The organism is Nocardiopsis sp. TRM 82005 (genome assembly GCF_056312425.1).
In genome coordinates this window covers 145,815-166,307 of sequence record NZ_JBWDTQ010000020.1, presented here as the reverse complement: position 1 = coordinate 166,307, position 20,493 = coordinate 145,815, and the positions used below count along the sequence as shown (strand labels likewise).

Annotated in this window: 13 protein-coding genes and 1 riboswitch; all 13 genes read left to right on the top strand. The window is 71.0% G+C overall.

Going from position 1 to position 20,493, the window contains the following annotated elements:
- The first annotated feature begins 6 nt into the window (after positions 1-6).
- The 13 genes from AC0T5L_RS17100 to AC0T5L_RS17040 all read left to right on the top strand — a co-directional run bounded on the left by AC0T5L_RS17100 (position 7) and on the right by AC0T5L_RS17040 (position 20,189).
- On the top strand, positions 7-303 hold the full coding sequence (locus tag AC0T5L_RS17100) for a pore-forming ESAT-6 family protein (RefSeq protein ID WP_476166486.1): 297 nt from the start codon (positions 7-9) through the stop codon (positions 301-303).
- 50 nt (positions 304-353) lie between these two features.
- On the top strand, positions 354-1,331 hold the full coding sequence (locus tag AC0T5L_RS17095; RefSeq protein WP_476166485.1) for a TNT domain-containing protein: 978 nt from the start codon (positions 354-356) through the stop codon (positions 1,329-1,331).
- Positions 1,332-1,552: 221 nt separating this feature from the next.
- Positions 1,553-2,878: a type VII secretion integral membrane protein EccD gene (eccD, locus tag AC0T5L_RS17090; protein WP_476166484.1), complete on the top strand. Its 1,326-nt coding sequence runs from the start codon at positions 1,553-1,555 to the stop codon at positions 2,876-2,878.
- A gap of 10 nt (positions 2,879-2,888) precedes the next feature.
- Positions 2,889-3,821 carry an ATPase gene (locus AC0T5L_RS17085; protein ID WP_476166483.1) on the top strand — a complete coding sequence of 311 codons (933 nt, stop codon included), beginning with the start codon at positions 2,889-2,891 and terminating at the stop codon, positions 3,819-3,821.
- A gap of 828 nt (positions 3,822-4,649) precedes the next feature.
- Positions 4,650-5,549, top strand: coding sequence for a hypothetical protein (locus tag AC0T5L_RS17080; RefSeq protein ID WP_476166482.1), 900 nt, complete (start codon positions 4,650-4,652; stop codon positions 5,547-5,549).
- 573 nt (positions 5,550-6,122) lie between these two features.
- Positions 6,123-7,817 carry an NYN domain-containing protein gene (locus tag AC0T5L_RS17075; protein WP_476166481.1) on the top strand — a complete coding sequence of 565 codons (1,695 nt, stop codon included), beginning with the start codon at positions 6,123-6,125 and terminating at the stop codon, positions 7,815-7,817.
- 26 nt (positions 7,818-7,843) lie between these two features.
- Positions 7,844-8,416, top strand: a complete 573-nt coding sequence (locus AC0T5L_RS17070; RefSeq protein ID WP_476166480.1) for a hypothetical protein — start codon at positions 7,844-7,846, stop codon at positions 8,414-8,416.
- A gap of 725 nt (positions 8,417-9,141) precedes the next feature.
- Positions 9,142-9,321, top strand: a riboswitch (cobalamin riboswitch).
- Between the two features lie 156 nt (positions 9,322-9,477).
- A complete protein-coding gene (locus AC0T5L_RS17065) occupies positions 9,478-13,173 on the top strand; it encodes a ribonucleoside-diphosphate reductase subunit alpha (protein ID WP_476166479.1) in 3,696 nt (1,231 codons plus the stop codon).
- Between the two features lie 148 nt (positions 13,174-13,321).
- On the top strand, positions 13,322-14,404 hold the full coding sequence (locus tag AC0T5L_RS17060) for a ribonucleotide-diphosphate reductase subunit beta (RefSeq protein ID WP_476166478.1): 1,083 nt from the start codon (positions 13,322-13,324) through the stop codon (positions 14,402-14,404).
- A 721-nt stretch (positions 14,405-15,125) separates the two neighbouring features.
- The gene (gene putP / locus AC0T5L_RS17055) at positions 15,126-16,706 is read left to right on the top strand and encodes a sodium/proline symporter PutP (protein WP_476166477.1); all 1,581 of its coding nucleotides are present in this window, start codon (positions 15,126-15,128) and stop codon (positions 16,704-16,706) included.
- A gap of 139 nt (positions 16,707-16,845) precedes the next feature.
- Positions 16,846-17,430 carry a putative glycolipid-binding domain-containing protein gene (locus AC0T5L_RS17050; RefSeq protein WP_476166476.1) on the top strand — a complete coding sequence of 195 codons (585 nt, stop codon included), beginning with the start codon at positions 16,846-16,848 and terminating at the stop codon, positions 17,428-17,430.
- Between the two features lie 126 nt (positions 17,431-17,556).
- Positions 17,557-18,387 carry an ammonia-dependent NAD(+) synthetase gene (nadE, locus tag AC0T5L_RS17045; protein WP_476166475.1) on the top strand — a complete coding sequence of 277 codons (831 nt, stop codon included), beginning with the start codon at positions 17,557-17,559 and terminating at the stop codon, positions 18,385-18,387.
- Between the two features lie 446 nt (positions 18,388-18,833).
- Entirely contained in the window at positions 18,834-20,189 is a 1,356-nt protein-coding gene (locus AC0T5L_RS17040) for an acyltransferase family protein (RefSeq protein ID WP_476166474.1), read from the top strand.
- The last annotated feature ends 304 nt before the right edge of the window (positions 20,190-20,493 follow it).

Sequence of the window (20,493 nt, the reverse complement as noted above, 5' to 3'; positions counted from 1 at the left end):
GCACCCGTGAGCAACAACGCCTACGACGTCGGCGCCTCCCAGGAGGCCCAGGGCAACATCAACACGATCATGAACCGCCTCGAGACGCTGATCGGTGAGCACGACACGGACGTCAACCAGGCCATGGCCGAATTCGAGGCCACCGGCGTCTCCGAGGAGTACAGCGCCAAGGAGCTCAAGTGGCACAACGCCGGCAACGAGGTCCGTGAGATCATCCGGCTCGTGCGCGAGACCCTGGAGACCAACGACACCACCGCGCAGGAGGCCCTGAGCCGCGCCAGCACGGCGGTCCAGAACATCTGACCGCTCCCCGGTGGGGCGGGCGAGACCACGAGAGGCAGTGAGGAGCACGGTTGGCACGCGACTACGACAGTCAGCTGCTGGAGTCCGTCGCCGTGCGCCGACAGCGCCTGCGCGAGGCGGTGCTCTTCGGTGGCCAGCGCACCAGGCGCCGCCTGGACGAGAACTTCGGCAAGGTGGCGATCAGCGCCTGCCTCGCCGCGGTCATCTGCGGCGGCACCGTCGGGTGGTCCTTCGTCAGCCACCAGCTCAGCAGCCAGCAGGTCGAGCAGGAGCAGGCGTCGTCCGGTCCGGCGAGCAACGCCGTCCCGCCCATCCCCGGTGACTGGATCGGCTCCCAGGTCACGCTCGACGACCTGGGCGAGAAGCTGGACGCGGCCGGGGTCCCCGAGAGCCTGTACGTGCTGCCCGGGGAGTCCCGCCCCGGTCCCGAGACCGTCGACAGCTACTACGTGCTCACCCAGGACGCCGACGGCTACCTGTCCGCGGCCGTCATCGACTTCGACCAGGGACGTCCCGGCCTGGAGTTCACCACCGAGGACGAGGCGGCCCGCTGGCTCTTCCAGGAGCTCGCCACCACCGAGTCCGAGCCGACCGTCCTCACCCAGGCCGAGGAGGGCGAGACCGCCGAGGCCGCGGCCGAGCTGGGCACCGAGGTGCGCGAGAACCTGGAGGAGCGCAGCGGAGGCTCCTACCTGCACAGCCTGGAGGTCGGCGACGTCGTGGACACCTTCGGCCAGGAGAGCGGCCGTTACCTGTTCCCCGACGGCACCCCCTTCGGGGAGCGCGGCCTGCCCGACTACGCCCGCACCGGCTCCGGTGACGAGGACCTCTATCACCGCTACCGGGTCATCCACCCCTTCCAGGTGAGCGCCACCAGGGCCCCCGCACACGAGGACCATCCAGGCGGCGGCGTCCGCTTCACCCTCGACACGGCCGGATTCAGCGAGGTCCCCCCGACCCCGACTGTCCGCTGGCTGATCGGCCACGGCTATCTGGAGCGCGTCGCCGTGAGCGACGTGCCCGACTAGGGAGTGTCCGTGGACGCTCCCGCGTGCGTCGGTGGCGGGTGCCCGCCGCCGACCGGAACCCCTCCCGGAGGATCCGGAACACCCGGAAGGCACGGCGCACGGCGCGATGGACGGACCGGACGCCGTCGGCGCGGAGAGGAGCGGTCCAGGGGCCCCGGGACCGGACCCGACAACGGTGGCCGTCCGCCACCGGCAGACGCAGCAGCGAGGATTGGAAGGCAATGACCGCTTGGAGCCGGGTGACGCTCGTCGGAGAGGAGCGCAGGGTAGACGCGGTCCTGCCCGCGAGCGAACCCGTGGGCGCGCTCATGCCGGAGGTGCTCGACCTCCTCGGCGACCAGGTGGAGAACCCGGCCAAGCTGCGGCACCTGGTGACCGCATCCGGGACCGTCCTGGACGGCGACACCACACTCGCTGACCGGCAGGTGGCCGACGGTGCCGTGCTGCGGCTGATCCGGGCTGAGGAGCCGGTGCCCGCCCCGGTGGTGCACGAGGTCCCCGAAGCGGTTTCCATGGCCCTGGACGACCACCAGGGGCGCTGGTCCCCGACCGCGGCCCGGTGGACCGCGACGGTGGCGCTGGTCTCCCTCGCCCTGGGCGCTGGCTGGATCGTGCAGGGGCACTTCTCCGGGGCAGGCGGCCTCGTCGGTCTGGCCGCCGTCGCCGCCGTACTGGTGGCCACGGGCGCGGTGATCGGGCCGGCCTGGCGGGAGCCTCTGGGCACGGCACTGGCCGTCAGCGGTACCGCGGTCGGCGGGTTGGCGCTGTGGCTGGCCTGCGACCACTTCGGCTGGCCCGAGTGGACCCGCTGGGGCGGCGGTGCGGCCCTGGTCGCGGGCCTGGTCCTGCTGCTCGGCCTCACCTCGGGCCTGGGGCGGGGCGGGCTGACCGGCGGGGGCGCCGGACTCGCCCTGGCCGCCGTGTGGTCGGCGGGCGCGGCGCTGGGACTGCCCGCCTACCAGGTCGCCGCCGTCATGGCGGTGGCCTGTGTGATCCTGCTGAGCCTGCTGTTGCGGCTGGCGCTGATGTTCTCCGGGCTCGCGGTCCTGGACGACCAGCGCAGTTCCGGGGAGTCGGTGGCCCGGGGGGACGTACTCACCTCGGTGGCGGGTGCCCACCGGAGCCTGGTGATCGCCACGGTGGCGGTGGCGGTCGCCGTGGCCACGGCGGGGATCGGCCTGGCCACCCACTTCGACTGGTGGACGGCGGGGCTGTCGGTGGTGCTGGCGCTCGTGGTGGCCAGCCGGGCCCGGCTGTTCCCGCTGATCGCGCAGAAGTCGGTGCTCATCGCCGCGAGCCTGGTGGTGCTGGTGGCCTTCCTGTCCTCCTGGGCGGAGTCCGTGACGTGGGGCGTGTGGCCGGCGCTGGGGACCGCGGCCGCGGCCGCGGCCATCCCCGCCGTGGTGCTGTCCATCGAGCAGCCCGAGCACGTGCGGGCACGGTTGCGAGGTGTCACCAGCAGGTTCGAGGCGATCGCCGTCGTCGTGCTGGTGCCCCTGGCGATCGGCGCGTTCGGTACCTTCCAGCGGCTCCTCACGACCTTCTGAGCGGGGGACGATGAACACTTCCCAGACCGGGGCCGCACCCGCGGCCGCGCCGACGTCCACAAGCCCGGCTGAGGGCCGGCCGGTATCCGGTGACCGTTGGGTACGCCGGTTCGGGCGCGCGGTCCTGCGGCCGTTCCGGCCGGTGGACGAGGTGGCCGACGCCATCGCACTGGGTACGCGGTTGCAGCGTCCCACCTCGACCGGCCGCCGCATCGTCGTGGACGACCTGGGGTCGGGCGCCGACGCGGCGGTGGTGACCGCCCTGGTCGCCCGGTCCCTGGCCCACTTTCGCCACGACCGTGTGCTGGCCGTGGACGCCACCGGCCGGGAACCGTCGTTGGCCGAGCGGCTCGGCGCCGACGGGTCCGGAGACCTCGACGGGGTGGACGCCAGCGCCTTCGACGCGGCGTGCGGCAGCCTCGGCGAAGTCAACGCGCGCCTGTGGACGGTGCGGGCCGCACCGGACGGCGCGGGCTCCTACATGTCCGGGCTGCTGCCGATCTCCCGGTTCTTCGGGGTGACCCTGGTGGCGGGGGAGTCGGGTGGTGCCTTCGTGGGGACCGTCGAGGAGGGGGCGCACGCCCGGGTACGTGTGGTCCGCGCGACCAGGGAGGCCGCGCTGAGGGTCGGTCGGGAACTGGACGAGCTGGTCCGGGAGGGCCGGCAGGAGGAGACGGAGCGGACCGTGGTGGTCCTCTCCGAGGAGCGGCGGCGTGAGGACCCGGGGTTCGACGTGGCACGTACGGCCCGCGTCATCGCCGAGAGCGGCGCGGGCGTGGTCGTCCTGCCGTATGACCGGCACCTGGCCCAGGGGGCGGCGGTGCGTCCGCGGCTGATCGGCGAGGCCACCCACCGGACCGTCCAGCTGGTGGCCGCCGAGGCACTGGACCGGGCGGTCGACGGCACCGTACCCGGGCGAGCACGTACGGAAGGAGGGGAGTAGGCCATGGACCAGCACCAGCGACCCGACCCGGAACGGGAACCCCCTCGGGACACGGGGCGGCCGGACCGGGCAGCCCCTCCCGGTGGCCGGCCGGGGAGGCCTGTCCAGGGCACACCCGAGCCAGAGGGGCCCGCGCGGAGCGGCCCGGGACAGGGCGGCCCCCAGCGGGGCGGTCCGGGGCAGCCCGGTCATGGGCGGGTCGCGCCCTCCGGTGGCCAGCAGCCCCTCTCCCGGGGGCCGTACCCGGCGGGCGCACCGCCACGGCCCGGTGCACGGGGGTACGCGGGTCCCAGCGGCCCACAGCCCTCCCAACCCGGTCCGTCCCAACCCGGTCCGTGGTCTCCCGAGGGGCCGGGGCACGGCCGGGGCACCCCGCCCGGAGGTGTGCCGGGACAGGAGCGACCACCGCGGCAGGGTCCGTTCCCCCGTCCCCCCTACGCCGTCGAGCCGCCCGGGCCGCGCGAGCCCACCGGCCCGAACCAGGCGGCGCGGCCGGAGCACTCGGGGCCGCAACGGCCTCCGACGGCGCCCGGGGGCACGGCACCGCCGCCACGTGCCTTCGCCCAGGATTCGGTGGCCGAGGCCTTCCTGGCCGGGACACCCATGCCCGCCCCGGCTCCCCAGCCGTCTCCCGCGCCGGAGCAGCCCCCGGCACCTCCCCAGCAGCCTCCGACGTCTCTCCAACCCCCTCAGTATCCCCAGCAGTACGGACCTCCGCCGGGGCCGCCGCAGTACCAGCCGCAGCGGCCACGGCAGGGCCCGGCCTCCGGTGTGCCTGCGCACCGGGGCTCGGCGGCCGCTCCACCGGCTTCTCCCGCGGCACCGCCCGTGCGGAGGCCGGAGCCTCCGAGCCAGGAGCCGCCGCGCGGCCAGGAGCCTTCACCACCGCCGGAACGCCGGGAGGAGACCCCGCCCGCCCGCGCGTGGTTCGGGGCGGCACCGCCCTCCGACACGGCGCGTCCCGGGGGAGCCTCCGGCCAGAGCCGGGCTCCCAGGGAGACCGGTCCACCACGCCCCGCCGGATCGCCGTCCGACGGCCCGGGGAGCGGGGAGGACGCGCACGACCCCGACGCGGAGGAGACGGACGTCTTCCTGGTCCTCGGCGCCGACCGGCGCGCCCGAAAGGGGCGAGAGGAAGGAGAGGAGAAGCAGGAGGATCCTGAGGAAGGAGATTCCCCGCTGTACCGGGGAGCCTCTCTACTCGCCCCCGAGACGGAGGGCGCGGGCTCCGGGGAGCAGGGCGCGCCCGGCGCCCCGGCTCCCACGCGGCCTGACGCGGACGCCCGAACCGGAGAGGCCGCACCGTCCGCGGGGGCCGATCTGGCCGCTTCCGCGCCGAGCGGGGAAGCACGCGCCGAGGCCGCCCCCTTCTCCGCTCAGGAACACCCCGGGACAGGGGAGGACCCCACCGGGCGGGGCGACGCGCGGCCTGTGTCCGAGGGCGGCCCGGTGTCTGGGCTCCTGGACGTCCCGGACGCGCCCCACCCGGAGGCAGAGTACCCGGAGCGGCCCCAGGGCACGCTCCCCGAAGACCTGCCCGGCGCCCCGGCCGCTTCTGCCCAACCGGAGCCCTCGGGGGCCGAGTCCTGGACAGGTGCCGTGGACGGCGGGCACGCCCCCGTCCCGGGCGGATACGAACAGCGGATCGCCGCCGTGAAGCGGATCCCGGCCTCTCCCTGGCGGCGTGCCGTCTTCGCCGTGACGGGAGGACGCCTCAACCTCGGTTGAGCCCCAGCCGGGCGAACGGTCGGCTCCGGGGCCGGAGATGCCTCTGGAAGGCGGTGTGACCGCTGAGGGAGAAGGGGCCGAGGGGAGGCCGAGGGTGCGTCGGACAACGATGTGCCCACGGATTCCGGGTCCGGTCCCGGCTCCGGAGAGGCCGCTCCTGAACGGTGATCCCGCTGGACACCGACCAGCGAACGGCGGAAGTCGGACAACGCGTTCACCGATTCGGTCCGCGGTGCACAGGGGCCCGTCACGCTCGGTACCGGCGTAGTTCGATTCGACTCAGTACTTGGGCGGGAAACGGATAACCGAATCCTCGCGAAGTAGGACGTCGTCGTGGTGGGAGCCGTGGCCCTGACGTTTCCCGTGCGCACCCGGGGTCCAGATCCCGCCCGGCTTTTTTCGGGATCGCCCTGAGAGCCGGGAATCCGAGAACACCCTGACGAGCCATCTTTGGGTAGTAGGACCGTAACTCTCTGTATCAACAAGGGGCACGCAAAACCATACAGACTTGGCTAGGCTGTGCCCCGGTCATGGACATGACCCCAGAGACAACAGGGAAGGGAGGCGGTGTGAGTGGATCGCTGCGCGTTGTTCGTTGACGCGGGATACCTTCTCGCGGACGGCGCGATGGCCGTACACGGAACCCGCAACCGGGACTCCGTCTCCTGGGATTACACCGGTCTCGTCCAGTTCCTCAACGAGGTTGCGCGGGACCGCACCGGTCTGCCGCTCCTGCGCTGCTACTGGTACGAAGCCGTCGCCGACGACCGGCGGACCCAGGAACAGGACGGCATCGCCGATATCCCCGGCATCAAGTTCCGTGCCGCGCGTATAAGGCCGGGCCGTCGCGAGGGCGTGGAGAGCTACGTCCAACGGGACCTCACCACGCTGGCCCGCACCGGCGTCCTGTGCGACGCCGTCCTGGTCAGCGGTGACGAGGACATGGCCTCCGTCGTCGCGGACGTACAGGACATGGGTGTGCGCGTCACCGTCGTGCACATCTCCGTCGAGGGGAACTGGACCATCTCCCGCGCCCTGCGCCGGGAGTGCGACGACCTCATCGAGATCGGCGCGGGACACCTGCGCCCGCACGTCAACCTGCTCTCCAGCGGCGGCTCCGCCCAGGAGACGGCGGCCAAGACCACCACACCGTTCGCCAACGGCCGCGCCCGTTCCGCGCCCGAGACACCGAGGCAGCCTGTCGCGGCCGAGCCCGGAGGGAACCGGGCCGAACCGGCGGCATCCTCGGCCGCGGGTCTGGAGGCGATGTTCGCCGGGACCGGAGGGCAGCCCGCTCCTCAGGGCAATGCCATGGACCAGCTGCGCGCCATGCGCCGGAGCCTCGCCCAGCAGCGCGGCGGCGACCACCTGGTCGGGCCCGGTGCGGAAGGTCAGCAGCACGGCGCCATCGACGCGAACGGGTTCCCCTCCGGGGGGCAGGCCCCGCCGAACATGGGCGGCAACGGTGCCTATCCCGGCGCCCCGATGACCGGGGGGCACCCGGCACAGAACGGCCAGGGAGGCTATCCCCCCACCGGGGGCCACCAGTCGATGCGCGGTGCCGACCAGGCGGGTTACGGACTGCCCTCAAGACCGGCACACGGGCAGGGACAGGCCATGACCGGGCCGCAGCAGTCCTTCGCGAGCGGAACGGGGCCTCAGCAGTCCTTCAACGGCGGAACCGGGCCGCAGCAGTCCTTCGCGCACGAGACCGGGGCCCAGTACTCGTTCGCCCCGGACGCGCAACACGGGCAGCCGGGGCACACACCACCACAGAGAAGCGGCCCACCACAGGACCCAAGGTTCGGCGCGGGAGACAACTCCGGCTTCGGAGGTACGTCCGAAACAAACCCTACCTATGGGACCAGTACGGAAACTGACACCGCCCACCGCGGTGGGGCGGCTCCCTCCTACGAGGGGCCGCCGCCTACTGGTCCCGAGAACGCCGGCCGGTTCGGCGCCGGCGACTACCAGGAACTGCGTCCCACTCCTGGATATCCCCAGCAGATGCGCTCCTCCGCGCATACCGTTGACGAAGCGGTGCATGTTGCGCACAAAGAAGGGAACGACTTCGCGGAGTCGATCGCTCGCGAGGCGCCCGCCCTGTGGGTCGAGGCCGTCCTCGCCCGCAGGCCCCGGATGCCCTCCGACCTGGAGGCGCGTCTGCTTCAGGGCTCCTCGCTGCCGGTCGACCACCTGTTGCGTGACGAGGTCCGGGACGGACTGCGCCAGGGGTTCTGGCAGGCACTGGAGCGCGCCAGACCCTGACCTGAGCTTGGGAGTGCGAGTAGGGGATGGGGGCGATGCGGTTGACCCACGTGACGACGGCAGAACTCGACAGTTTGGAGTTCCACGCCGTCCGGTCCGGTGAGCATGGGCCGGTTGCAGCCCAACTCCTGGACCTGGCCAACCGGGTCGATGCCGGAAGTGAGATCTCCCGCGCGGAGCTGTTCGTGCGCGCGGGAGAGCAGTGGGAGATCGCCCAGGAGTTCGAGCGCGCCTGCGCGGCCTACCAGCGGGCGATCGACGACGGCGGGCCCACGGTGATCGACGCGCGCGCCCTCAGCGCCGGGGCCCTGATGCAGCTGAACGAGGCGGAACAGGCCTACGCCCACCTCAAGCGCCTGGACGCGGAGGAGCTCCCGGGCCTACAGACCTACATCCACGTCGCCGAGGCGCTGTACGCCCACGACGACCTGGAGGGCGCCGAGCGGTGGGCGACGGCCGGCGCGGACCGCTTCCTCGACCTGGCCTCCTCCCCCTACGTCCACGACCTGCTGATGGAGCTGCTGCGGATCCGTTTCCGCATCCGCGTCGATCTGGGGCTGGGCGAGGACGTCCTTGACCGGCTGCTCGACGGGGAGTGATCTCCCACCGTGAGAAGACGGTGACGCACGTGACACGTGGTTGCGTGCGCTTCCCGGTGGCCTGGCCGGGCGGGGCCCACCGGAGGGGGATCCGCGGAGCGGACGGGCCCGCTGAGCGGTCTCCGGAGCCGTCGCGGCCATCGCCGCGCGCCGCCGCAAGGCGGTGCCCGCCGGAGCGGCCACGGCGGTGTCGACGGCGCTGCTGCTGGTGTACTGGGAACTGATGGCCCGTCACTTCGACGAGAGCCGGCAGCGGATCGGCGAACCCGGTCCCGGGACCTGAGGACCCCTCTGGGACGGTCCTTCGCCGGAGCCCTCCGGGCCGGGGCGGAATCTGACGAGTGAGCTTTCCGACGTCCGCCGGGGACATGTGACACGCCCGGGCCGACCATCCCCGCGAACCGCCCGTGCGGGCCCGAGGCGGCGGCCGGCGGACCGGGTACGCCAGGTTCCGCGGTCGCCCCGGACCGCCGTGCGCAGGTGTTCCGGGCCGTGCGGAGGGCACGTCGGAAGCGCTCCGGGTACGGGCGGTCCCGGTGACGTTCTAGGCTGTGTCGAGTCGCCCCCGGAGCTGGCTCCGACCAGGTGTCACGCCTTCGGTGAGCAGGTGCGCGCCTCCCCCTCATACCACGCCCGGAGCGCGTGTTCGGCAGCCGTCGAAGAACCTGAGAAATCAGTGACACGCCATCATCTTGCGGTGTTCCAAGCTGACATCCCCTAGATGTAGTATCTCTCCCGCTGGTGGTTCACCCCTGGGTGAGGCAAGAGGGAACCCGGTGCGAATCCGGGGCTGCCCCGCAGCGGTGAGTGGAGACGAGGACGCCACAGGCGCCGGGAACCCCCGAGGACATCCCGGAGCGGTGACCTCCACGAGCCCGAGGACCTGCCACTGGTGCGCACGTGAGCGTGTGCCGACGACGGGGCCTTCGAGGGTGAGCCGCCGCGATCCACCGGTTGACGACCGTCCGCACCCAGTGCGCCGGTCCACCGGTGGGAGCCGTGCACCTTGCTTCTCGGTCCCCTCCCCGCCGGGACTCTTCTATTGAGGTTGGAGCCGCTGTATGACCCTTGACGTCGAAGCCGTGCCCGCGTCCGTTCGGTCCGAGCAGACCAACGACGGCAGCCCCCCTGCCGCCGCCGACCGGATCGAGCACGTCGTAACCGAGGCCTGCGCGCGGCTTACCGGTGTTTCGGCGGAAAAGGTCCTCACCGAGGCCCGTCGCGGCTTCTACCCCGGAATCCCCGACTCCGAGGTGGAGCTGGCCCTGGTCATGGCTGCCCGCAGCTTCGTGGAGGTGGACCCCGACTACTCGTACGTGGCCGCCCGTCTGCTGCTGGACACGCTGCGCCGTGAGGCCCTCACCTTCATCAGCGGCGCCCCCGACACCGCCAGCCAGTCCGAGATGGGTGAGCGCTACGCCTCCTACCTCGCCGCCTACGTCAGCCGTGGCATCGACCTCGGCCAGCTCGACCCCGCGCTGGCCGGGTACGACCTGGACCGCCTGGGCGCCGCTCTGCACCCCGAGCGCGACGAGCAGTTCACCTTCCTGGGCATCCAGACCCTCTACGACCGCTACTTCCTGCACAGCGACGAGGTCCGCTACGAGCTGCCGCAGGCGTTCTTCATGCGCGTGGCCATGGGTCTGGCCCTCGACGAGGACGACCGCGAGGCCCGCGCCATCGAGTTCTACGAGCTGCTGTCCTCGTTCGACTTCATGGCCTCCACGCCCACCCTGTTCAACTCGGGCACCGTGCGGGCGCAGCTGTCCTCCTGCTTCCTCACCACCACCGGCGACGACCTGCACGCCATCTTCCACGGCATCAGCAACAACGCGATGCTGTCCAAGTACTCCGGCGGCCTCGGCAACGACTGGACCCCGGTGCGCGGCCTGGGCTCGCACATCCGCGGCACCAACGGCAAGAGCCAGGGCGTCGTCCCGTTCCTGAAGATCGCCAACGACACCGCCGTCGCGGTCAACCAGTGTTTCGCTCCCGACACCCCGGTCTACACGGCTGACGGCTGCAAGCCCATCTCCGAGATCGGTGTCGGGGACCTGGTCCTCGGGCACAGCGGTAACTACCGCGAGGTCACCGACGTCATGATGTACGACCAGGTCGATCCCATGGTGGAGGTGAACATCAAGCACTCCCTTGAGAGCCTGAAGGTCACCTCTGGCCACCCCTTCTACGCCATCCAAGGTGTGCCGCTGGGGCAGTCGAACAGCCGCACGCTGAAGTGGCTCGAGAACGACAAGGTCCGGGCCGAGTGGGTGGAGGCCGAACAGCTGTCTCATGGGGACTACGTCGCCCAGGTCGTGCCCAAGGAGATCGTTCCGGTCGAGGGATTCACCGAGGAGGACGCCCGCCTCTACGGCATCCTCCTGGGCGACGGCCACTTGTCCAAGGACGGGACGCAGTGGGGAGTCTCGGGCAATCCTGAGCTCGACACCCACCTGGACTTCGTGCGCCGCTACCTGGATGCACGCGGCATCCACTACTGGGAGTCCGGCCGGGGTGAAACCTACCTCCAGATCCACTGGGCCTCCGGACGCGGCGTGACCCGGGACGAGACCACCGGCCGCATCACCGGTGCCGGTGAGCCGACCCTTCCGCTCACGGCGGAGGACATCTACGACGGCGAGCACGCGAAGCGCATCTCCCGCAGGTTCAGCCACCTGCCGCACGCCCAGACCCGGGCGATGCTCCAAGGGCTCCTGGAGACCGACGGCGGTGTGTCCCGCGGTGTGGAGATCTACTTCACGAGCACGTCGCGCCCGTTGGCCATGGGCGTCCGCTACCAGCTGTTGCGGCTGGGCGTTCCCGCCGCCGGACAGTACCGCGAGAGGGAGCAGGCGCACACCGGGCGCCGCTCGGACGGCAGCGAGATCTCCTTCTCCGGCACGGTGAAGGCCTTCGACATCCGGGTTCCCGCGGTGGAGGGCATCGCGGAGCTCGTCGGCTGCCGTCCGCTGGTCAAGAGGAACTGGATCGACCACAAGGGCATGGTCTTCACCCGTGTCCGGGACGTCGCCCGAGCCGAGGTCGTCCCCACCGTGTTCGACCTCAAGGTGGAGACCGACGAGACCTACATGACCGCCGCCGGTCTGGTGCACAACGGCGGCAAGCGCAAGGGCGCGGTCTGCGCCTACCTGGAGACCTGGCACATCGACATCGAGGAGTTCCTCGACCTCCGCAAGAACACCGGCGACGAGCGCCGCCGCACCCACGACATGAACACCGCGAACTGGGTTCCGGACCTGTTCATGCAGCGTGTGGAGCAGGGCGGCACCTGGACCCTGTTCTCGCCGGACGAGGTCCCCGACCTGCACGACAAGTACGGCGCCGAGTTCGCCGAGGCCTACGCGCACTACGAGGCCGAGGCCGAGGCCGGGCGGATCAAGGTCTCCAAGCAGGTTCCGGCCGTCGACCTGTGGCGGCGCATGCTCACCATGCTGTTCGAGACCGGGCACCCGTGGATCACCTTCAAGGACCCGGCCAACCTGCGCTCGCCGCAGCAGCACATGGGTGTGGTGCACTCCTCCAACCTGTGCACCGAGATCACGCTGAACACCAGCGCCGACGAGGTCGCGGTCTGCAACCTGGGCTCGGTCAACCTGGCCCAGCACGTGGGCCCGGAGGGCCTGGACGCCGAGCGCCTGCGCCGCACCGTCCGCACCGCCGTGCGCATGCTCGACAACGTCATCGACGTGAACTTCTACACGATCCCCGAGGCGCGCCGCGCGAACATGCGCCACCGCCCCGTGGGCCTGGGCCTGATGGGCTTCCAGGACGCCCTGTTCAAGCTGCGCACGCCGTTCGCGTCCGAGAGCGCGGTGACGTTCGCCGACGAGAGCATGGAGCTCGTCAGCTACTACGCCATCGAGGCCTCCTCCGAGCTGGCCGACGAGCGCGGCTCCTACGAGAGCTTCGAGGGTTCGCTGTGGAGCCAGGGCGTGCTGCCGATCGACTCGCTGCGGCTGCTGGCCGACGCGCGCGGCGGCGTGCTGGACATGGACCGGGGCGAGACCCTGGACTGGGACTCGCTGCGCGAGCGCGTCAAGGCCACCGGCATGCGCAACTCCAACGTGATGGCGATCGCTCCGACCGCGACCATCGCCAACATCACCGGGGTGAGCCAGTCGATCGAGCCGGTCTACCGCAACCTGTACGTCAAGTCGAACATGTCCGGCGACTTCACCGTGGTCAACCCCTACCTGGTGCGCGACCTCAAGGCGCGTGGGCTGTGGGATGACGCCATGGTCTCCGCGCTGAAGATGTACGACGGCAGCCTCGGCGCCATCGACCGCGTTCCGGACGACCTCAAGGCCCTGTACGCCACCGCCTTCGAGCTCGACCCGGAGTGGCTGGTGGACGCCGGTTCGCGCCGCCAGAAGTGGATCGACCAGGCCCAGTCGCTGAACCTGTACATGGCGGCGCCCAGCGGCAGGAAGCTCGACGCCCTGTACCGCCGTGCGTGGCGCTCCGGTCTCAAGACCACCTACTACCTGCGTTCGCAGAGCGCCACGCACGTGGAGAAGAGCACGCTCAAGGGCACTGACGGCCGCCTCAACGCGGTCGCCGCCACCCCGACGGCCAGCCCCGCGGCCTCGCCCGCGCCGAGCCCCGCGCCGTCCCCGGCGCCGAGCCCGAGTCCGGCGCCCGACACCGGCGGCGCGGATGCCTCGGAGGACGAGTTCGAGATCGTCGACGGCGAGGCCTGCGCGATCGACGATCCCGAGTGCGAGGCCTGCCAGTAGCACCACCGTCCCGGTGGCCGGGCGCCCCTCTGCGGGCGGGCGGCCACCGGCGGCCCCGGTGGACGGTCTTCGGGCCGCGGAGGAAGCTTCGCGGCCCTGCCCCAGAAACGATGTGCCCGGCACGGCCGGAGAACGGAAAAGCCCCAGCATGACCGCAGTTTCCGAGAACAGCGCGAGTTCCAGCAGCGGCCTCGGCGCGATCGAGCGCGACGCCGAGCGCGTCAACGTCGACGACAAGACGATGATCAACGCCCGCGCCGACGTCAACCAGCTGCTCCCGCTCAAGTACACGTGGGCGTGGGACAAGTACCTCGCGGGCTGCAACAACCACTGGATGCCCACCGAGGTCGCCATGCAGGCCGACATCGCGCTGTGGAAGTCCCGGGACGGGCTGTCCGACGATGAGCGCCTGATGCTCAAGCGCAACCTCGGCTTCTTCGCCACCGCCGAGTCCCTGGTGGCCAACAACATCGTGCTGGCCGTGTACCGGCAGCTCACCAACCCCGAATGCCGCCAGTACCTGCTGCGCCAGGCCTTCGAGGAGGCGGTGCACACCCACACCTTCCAGTACATCTGCGAGAGCCTCGGCCTGGACGAGGGCGAGCTGTTCAACATGTACCGGGAGGTCCCCTCGATCACGGCCAAGGACGCCTGGGCACTCAAGTACACCCAGAACCTGGAGGACCCGGAGTTCCGTACGGGCACTCCGGAGGCGGACCAGGCGTTCCTCCGCGACCTGGTGGCCTTCTACGTGATCTTCGAGGGCATGTGGTTCTACACCGGCTTCGCGCAGATCCTCTCGCTGGGCCGCCGCAACAAGATGGTCGGTATCGCGGAGCAGTATCAGTACATCCTGCGCGACGAGTCGATCCACCTGAACTTCGGCATCGACGTGATCAACCAGATCAAGATCGAGAACCCGCACCTGTGGGGTGAGGAGTTCCAGGCCGAGGTCCGACAGATGCTCATCGAGGCCTGCGAGCTGGAGGTGGCCTACGGCCGCGAGACCATGCCGCGCGGCGTCCTCGGCCTCAACTCGGAGCTGTGTGAGAAGTACATGCACTTCATCACCGACCGCCGCGCCGAGCAGATCGGCCTGAGGCCCATCTTCGGCGAGACGGAGAACCCGTTCCCGTGGATGAGCGAGATGATGGACCTACAGAAGGAGAAGAACTTCTTCGAGACCCGCGTGATCGAGTACCAGACCGGCGGCGGCCTGGACTGGGACTGATGACCGGCCAGGGTCCCCCCGCGTCGGCGGAGCGGGGGGACCCTTCCTGCCGGAGGCGCTCCGAAGGGGAGGAGCCCCTCCGTCACGGACGGCCCGGGCCGCGGTGAGCGGCCCGGGCCGTCGGCCTTTCCCAGCCCCTGTCCCCGTTCCAGACCATCCTCACCGGACGCACCTCGCGCAGGAGCGCCGCGCTCTCATCGGGTGACGGCGGCGTGACGGGAAGGCCGTCACCGAGTCCTCCGGAAATCCAACCCTTGACCCCTGAGGCGACCAGACACGTCCCCCGCTGCTCTGCGGCAGGCTCTCGTAGGCCCCCTTGTCGCACAGAGACCCGTCGACCAGCCGCCGCGGGGTGACGGGTTCCCGTTCGTCCTCCAGCGCACGGGTACCGGACACCTCCTCGACGGGGAGGACGGAACCGATGCCGGACGGCTCCTCGTACCCGTTCCACGGGGTTTCCGGCGGCACGGGGTCCCGCGGTACAGGGACGTCCCAAGGTCCGATCAGCGGTTCCCGCGTATGTTCGATCCGACAAACACCGGAGCCAGGGCATGGCCTGGCGGACAATCTTGCCTGGTCAATAACTCGGTGAGGTATCAAAGCGGTGTTGTTCCACGCACGACCATTGTGACTTGTCGAACAAGGGGCAATGATTCCCCACAATGTTCATAACCAGCGCGTAAGGGACTCAGCCGCGCGCAAGGGAGAGGAGGGGACGGTCTTGGGTGACTCCGTAGTCTGGTCCATCGCGACCTTCGGCGTATACCTCGCCATCATGGTGGCCATCGGCCTCTGGGCCTACAAGCGCACTGTCTCGCAGTCGGACTTCGTGCTCGGGGGACGGCAGCTCAACAGCTGGGTGGCGGGCCTGAGCGCCAACGCCAGCGACTTCAGCGGGTGGCTGCTGCTCGGCCTGCCCGGCGCCATCTACGTCTCCGGTCTGGGTGAGGCCTGGATCGCCGTGGGGCTGGCCTGCGGTTTCGCCGGGAGCTGGATCCTTCTCGCGCCCCGGCTGCGCGTGTACACCGAGCGCGTCACCGACGCCCGCTCCGGCGGTGACTCCGACTCGTTGACCCTCTCCTCCTTCCTGGAGAACCGCTTCAACGACCCGACCCGGCTGCTGCGCGGGGTCTCGGCGCTGCTGATCCTCGTTTTCTACTTCTTCTACGTGGCCTCCGGCCTGGTGGCCATGGCCGCCCTGTTCGACCAGGTCCTCGGCTTGAACCCGGCACCCGCCATCGCCATCGGCGTGGGCATCGTCGTGCTCTACACCGTGCTCGGCGGCTTCCTCGCCGTATCGTTCACCGACGTCCTACAGGCCGCCATGATGTGGATCGCCCTGCTGATCGTCCCGGTCATGGCGGTCACCGTGCTCGGCGGTCTCAGCGGCCTGTCCGAGGGGATCTCCGAGAAGAGCACCGGCCTGCTGTCGGCCGTCGGCGGCACCTCGCTCGACACCGACCTCGGCCAGTGGGTGGGGACCGAGACCCTCGGCTGGGTCGTCATCGTCTCCGGGCTGGCCTGGGGCCTCGGCTACTTCGGCCAGCCGCACATCCTCTCCCGCTACATGGGCATCCGCTCGGCCCGGGACATCCCCAAGGCCGGGATCATCAGCGTCGCCTGGGCGGTCACCGCCATGATCCTGGCCGTGGTGGTCGGCTTCATCGGCATCGCCTACTTCGACACCCCGCTCAGCGACCCAGAACAGGTCTTCCCGCGTCTGATCGAGGCCCTGACCCACCCGCTGGTCGCCGGCCTGCTGCTCGCCGCCATCCTCGCGGCCGTCATGAGCACCGCCGACTCCCAGCTGCTGGTCGCCGCGTCCGCGCTCACCGAGGACGGTTACAAGGCCTTCGTGGACCGCGACGCCAACCCGAGGACGCTGCTGTGGACCAGCCGCGTCACCGTGGTGGCCGTCGCCCTGGCCGCCGCCGCCATCGCCCTGTGGGGCAACCAGTCGGTGATGGACCTGGTCGGCTACGCCTGGGCCGGGTTCGGCGCGGGCTTCGGACCGGTGCTGGTGCTTGCGATGTTCTGGAAGCGCATGACCTGGTCCGGTGCGCTCGCGGGCATGATCACGGGTGGCGCCACCGCGATCCTGTGGGACATCGTCGACGAGCGGTTCCTCGGCATCGGTCTGTACGCCATGGTTCCGGCTGTCATCCTGAGCGTCGTCGCCGTCTTCGTCTTCAACGGCCTGGCCAGGGTCAGCGCGCAGATGGAGAGCGACTTCGACCGCGTCGACGCCGAGGTCCGCGGGGCCAGGTCCGGCCCCGCCGAGGGCGAGGCCGCGAAGCTCTGACCGCGTCGTCGGACCGACAGCGCCGGGGAGGGCCTCCCTCCCCGGGGAAGCTTCCCCCCGGGCACGTACCGCACCGCCGGTGCGGTACGTGCCCGGGGCCGCTCTGGCGCACCCGTCCCCGGAACGGTAGAACGGTGACATGTCGTCACTGACAGCACACCCAGTCGCGTGGACACGGACCGACGTCCCCGAGGGACTCGGCCTCGGCACGCTCATCTCCGAACCCGACGGCTACCGGTTGGAGGCTGGGGAGACCGTCGTCGTCGGCGAGCAGCGGTTCCTCACCCGGTTCACCGTCCGCACCGACCTGGCATGGACGACCCGCGGGGTGCGTGCCGAAGTCCTGTCCGACCAAGGACTGGAGGCGGTCGCCCTCAACGCACGGAGCGGCCACTGGACGGACGCCCACGGGCTCCCCCTCCCCGAACTGGTGGGCTGCCTGGACGCGGACGTCGCCGCCACCCCTCTCACCAACACCCTCCCGATCCGCCGCCTCGGCCTGCGTCCGGGCGAGTACCGTGACATCGTGGTGGCCTGGATCGACATCCCCTCCCTGCGGGTGCGCCGGGTCAGGCAGCGCTACACCCGCCACCCGGCCGAGGACGGCCTGGAGCGCTACACCTACCGCGACCCCCTGCACGGCGAGTACCAGCTGTCAGTGGACGGCGACGGCGTGGTCGTCGACTATGAGCGCTTCGCCCGCCGTCTGCGCACGGACACCTGAACCGTTGCCGTCCTTCATTCCACACACGGCGGGTACCGCACCGCCCGCCCCACCCCCCGACTCGTCCCGCGCCGCCGGAGAGGCGATAATCAGCGGGCACGAGCACCACACCCACGGGGGACCGCAGTGACCGACACCGAGCTGAGCCAGGCCCGTCGCGACATCATCCGCGACCTCGCAGTGCCCGAGCACTTCGACGCCCGCGTCGAAGCCGAACAGCGCGTGGCCTTCCTCGCCGAGCGACTGATGACCACCGGTTCCAAGGCTCTGGTCCTGGGCATCAGCGGCGGCGTGGACTCGCTCACCGCGGGCCGCCTGTGCCGTCTGGCCGTGGACCGCGCCAAGGAGAACGGCCACGAGTGCGAGTACGTCGCCATGCGCCTGCCCTACGGCGAGCAGAAGGACGAGGAGGACGCTGCTCGCTCCGTGGCGTTCACGGCGCCGGAGCGCTGCCTCACGGTGGACGTCAGGCCCGCCACCGACGCGATGGCCGCCTCCCTCACAGCCGCGGGGATGACCTACGCCAGCGACTCCTCCGAGGACTTCGTTCTCGGCAACGTCAAGGCCAGGCAGCGGATGATCGCCCAGTACGCGGTCTCGGGAGGCCTGCGCGGCCTTGTGGTCGGCACCGACCACGCGGCCGAGGCGGTCACCGGGTTCTTCACCAAGTACGGCGACGGCGGCGCGGACCTCGTGCCGTTGACCGGCCTGACCAAGCGTCGTGTGCGCGCGGTCGCCGCCGAGCTCGGCGGTCCCGGCGACCTGGTGAACAAGGTGCCCACCGCCGACCTGGAGACGCTCACCCCGCAGAAGCCGGACGAGGAGGCGCTCGGTCTGACCTACGAGCAGATCGACGACTTCCTGGAGGGCCTGCCCGTGCCCGAGCACGTGGAGACCACCCTGGTCGGCCGGTACCGCGCCACCGCCCACAAGCGCGCGCTGCCCACCGCTCCCTGAGGACCGGTTCGGTCCGGACCTGACCGGCCAGATCTCCTCCGCCGACGCGTCACCGTGCGAACGCGTCCCGGGTACGCTTGCGTTCGCGGTACCGTATCCGCAACCTCCACGGGACTCCGGAGCGTCGACCGGTGCGGTCGTTCCCTCCTCCCGGCCGGAGCCGTCGGGCATGGGCCCTACGCCGCCGCGCCCCGGTGCACGGTGGTGCGGGCACCACCTTTTCCGGGCGGGCGAACCATCGGCCGAAGTGTGGAGACAGATCCATGGCGGCCACCCCCTGAGCAGCCCTAGGGTCATTGCAACGCGTCATCAGCCGTTGATCTGGCGCGGCCACGCCACCGGGCGCGTTCGAGAGCGCGTCGCCACCCCCTGAACCCGTTGGAACAGGCCCCTGCGCCCATCCGTGCCCAGGGACGCCCGTGCACGGGAAGACCAAGGAGCGACCGATGACCGTGACCGTCGAGAAGGAACGCGGGGGCGCGTCGTCGGCGTACCCCTCCGACACCGCCGCGACAGCGTCTCCCAGGGCCGGGCAGAGGCCGCGGACCGGGGTGGGCAGGGACAGGTTTCTCGACGTCATACGGCTGTTCGTCATGGCCCTGGTGGTCATGCAGCACTGGTGGTTGCCGGTCCTGGTCCAGAGCCAGGGCGACCTGAACACGGGAAGCGTCCTGGCCATCGAGGGCGGTTTCCTCCTGACGTGGGTCGTCCAGGTCATGCCGCTGATCTTCTTCGTCGGCGGCGCGGCGAACCTCATCAGCTGGCTCTCGGCCTCCGCCCGGGGCGTGCCCGTCTCCACCTGGTTCGCCCGGCGGCTGCGCAGGCTCGCCTGGCCGGTGGTGCCGCTGGCGTCCGTGTGGATCGTCGCCTGCCATCTGCTGGTCCTGGCCGGAGCCCCGGTCCAGCCGGTGCTCGTGGGCGCGGGGGCCGCGGGTATGGTGCTGTGGTTCCTGGCCGTGTACGTGCTGGTGGTCGTGACGACCCCGGTACTGGTCCGTGCCCAGGAGCGGTTCGGCTGGTGGGCGCCGGTCGCGCTCCTGGCCGCCGCGGCGGCCGTGGACCTGACCCGTTTCGGGACGGGCACGGAGTGGGTCGGCTACCTGAACGTGGCGTTCGTGTGGCTGAGCGTGCACCAGTTGGGGTTCTGCTACACGACGGGGACGATCCGCCGACGCTACGCCGCGGCGATGGTGGCGGGCGGTGGGATCACCGCGCTCGCCCTGGTGCTGGCCGGTCCGTACTCGCTGAACATGACGGGTGTCTTCGCCTCGGAGACCTCGAACGTCGCCCCGCCGACCCTGGTGCTCGCGGCCGTCGGCGTACTACAGGTCGGTGCCGCGGTGCTGCTGCGCGAGCGGATCAGCGCGTGGTCGGAGCGTCCGGGACCGGCGAGGCTGCTGGACCGGGTCTGCCCGCAGCTGATGACGGTCTACCTGTGGCACATGCTGCCGATCAGCGTGATGGCGGGCGTGTTGGTGTTCGGCCTGGGGATCAACACACCGGAGCCGATGACGGGCCTGTGGCTGCTGTGGGGCGTGCTGGGCCTGGTGGTGCTATTGCCGCTGGTCGTACCGCTGGCGCACTGGGCGGTGCGTTTCGAGAACCCGCCGAAGGCACTGAGCGGCTCCCCCGGCATGGCCCGGGCCCTGGCCGCGGCGGCACTGGTCGGCGGCGGGCTGCTGACGCTGACGGTGTCCGGTCTGGGACCGGGCCTGGCCCCGCTGCTCGGCCTGCTCGCGGTACTGGCGGGCGTGACGTTGACCCGGGACCGTTCCTCGACAGTGTCCGGGGGCGGCATCTGATGCCACGTCCCGGAACCGCGCGCGTCCCGAAGGGTGTCGGACGCGCTGTTCCCCCGCGTTCGCTGTGCCCGTCCGGGCACGTGCATCGTGTGCGCGCTCCGTGACGCGTGGGCGGGTTCCCTCACGCCCTCGGACACCCGGCTCGGCCTGGACGGTCCGAGGCCCCACACCATCGCTCCGGTGGTGCGGGGACGGTGCCGTCCGGCGCCGGACCGGGTGCTCGAGGGCGCGCCTGCCGATCGCGACCGAGGCCGCGTCATGGCGAGTCATCTTGTGTTTGTCGCTGGTGAGGGGTTTCTGCCAG